General features: G+C 47.3%; 3 protein-coding genes. All 3 read right to left on the reverse strand.

Annotated features, from left to right (window positions below; genetic code table 11):
• Nucleotides 1-40 precede the first annotated feature (40 nt).
• On the reverse strand, nucleotides 41-790 hold the full coding sequence (gene trmD, locus ACTHUM_RS13615) for a tRNA (guanosine(37)-N1)-methyltransferase TrmD (protein WP_107769200.1): 750 nt from the start codon (nucleotides 788-790) through the stop codon (nucleotides 41-43).
• Complete coding sequence (gene rimM / locus ACTHUM_RS13620; protein WP_107792345.1) at nucleotides 790-1,299, reverse strand: ribosome maturation factor RimM; 510 nt, start codon at nucleotides 1,297-1,299, stop codon at nucleotides 790-792. Before rimM ends, trmD begins: the two co-directional genes overlap by 1 nt.
• 15 nt (nucleotides 1,300-1,314) lie before the next feature.
• Nucleotides 1,315-1,544, reverse strand: a 230-nt coding sequence (gene rpsP / locus ACTHUM_RS13625) for a 30S ribosomal protein S16 (RefSeq protein WP_440403125.1), incomplete at its 5' end; no start/stop codon positions are given.

Below are 1,544 nucleotides of genomic sequence, written 5' to 3' on the forward strand. Positions count from 1 at the left end.
TGCTCTAATTGTTGAATCAAGTTCATTTGTTTTTCCTAAGTTATGATTGGATTTCCTGTTGCTCTTGCAAGATTTCTTTTAAGAGGCGGGATTCCTTTGGGATTAAACTGCGCTTTTCCAATAAATCAGGTCGGCGCTCTAAAGTGCGTCGCAGGGATTGTTTCAATCGCCACTCGGCAATCAAGCCATGATTTCCTGAGCGTAAGACATCAGGAACCATCATGCCTTGGAATTCTACGGGTTTGGTGTAATGAGGACAGTCTAAAAGGTCGTCTGAAAACGAGTCTTGTTCAGCTGACTGTATATCGCCCAATACGTCCGGAACCAATCTTAAGACGGCATCCATCAACATCATGGCGGGTAATTCGCCACCCGAGACGACAAAGTCGCCAATGCTGATTTCTTCGTCCACACTGCTTTGCAGCAGTCTTTCATCTATGCCTTCATAGCGTCCGCATAGAAGAATAAGATGGGGCAGTTCGGCAAGTTCTGCAGCTTTTTTATGTGTCAGCGGCTGACCTTGCGGACTGAGATAAATTACTTTGGCAGGTTTTTGCGAGTTTGCTTTGGCTTCTTCAATTGCCGCTTGAAGCGGCGGAGCCATCATAATCATTCCCGGACCACCTCCGAAGGGTCGATCATCAATATAGCCAAGTTTGTTGTCGGCAAATTTTCGGGGATTGATGGCTTGAAACTGCCAAAGATTTTGTTTTCTTGCTCTGCCTGTAACGCCGTATTCGACAATACTGTCGAACATCTCTGGGAAAATGGTGATGGCTTGAATCAGCATCAGTAGTCCAAACCCCAGTCGGCAATAATGGTTTTGCTGTCGGTATCGACAGATTCGATATAGTTGGAGACAAAGGGAATCAGGATTTGTCCGTGTTCGCCTTTAATCATCAAAACATCATTGGCACCGGTTTCCATCAGGTTGTTGACTTTGCCGAGGACGATGTTTTCTTTGTTGATGACGGTCATGCCGACTAAATCTGCCCAGTAGTATTCGTCTTCCTCAGTAGGGGAGAATGACTCTCTGGGGATTTCGATGGTATAGCCGCGCAAGGTAAATGCTTGATCGCGATCGTCTATACCTTCAAATTTGACCTGAAGTTCGCCATTGGCAATTTTACCTGCCTCAAGCACAACATTCAGGGCTTTACCATCCTTGCACAACTGCCACTCGGGGTAGTCCAGCAGGCTGTCGGTATATTCGGTATTGGCGGCAATTTTAAGCCAGCCTTTAATGCCGAATACGCCTTTGATGTAGCCCATGGCTACCCGTTTTTGAGTGTCTGTCATGGTCGTTTTAGCTGATTAAGCAGCGATTTTTTGCTCTTTAATCAGTTTGGCAACTGCGTCGCTAACTTTCGCGCCTTGAGCAACCCAGTGGTTGATGCGGTCTGCGTCGAAACGTACGCGTTCTTGTTTTTCGTTGGCAACGGGGTTGTAGAAACCTACGCGCTCGATGAAGCGGCCGTCACGACGGTTGCGAGAGTCAGTTACGACTACGTTGAAGAAAGGGCGGTGTTTTGAGCCGCCGCGAG

It is taken from the genome of Neisseria sp. P0021.S006, assembly GCF_051956895.1.

Bases quoted from the DNA above. Each gene is read 5' to 3' on its own strand.
- trmD (WP_107769200.1), bottom strand. From the start codon at position 790: ATGCTGATTCAAGCCATCACCATTTTCCCAGAGATGTTCGACAGTATT.
- rimM (WP_107792345.1), bottom strand. From the start codon at position 1,299: ATGACAGACACTCAAAAACGGGTAGCCATGGGCTACATCAAAGGCGTA.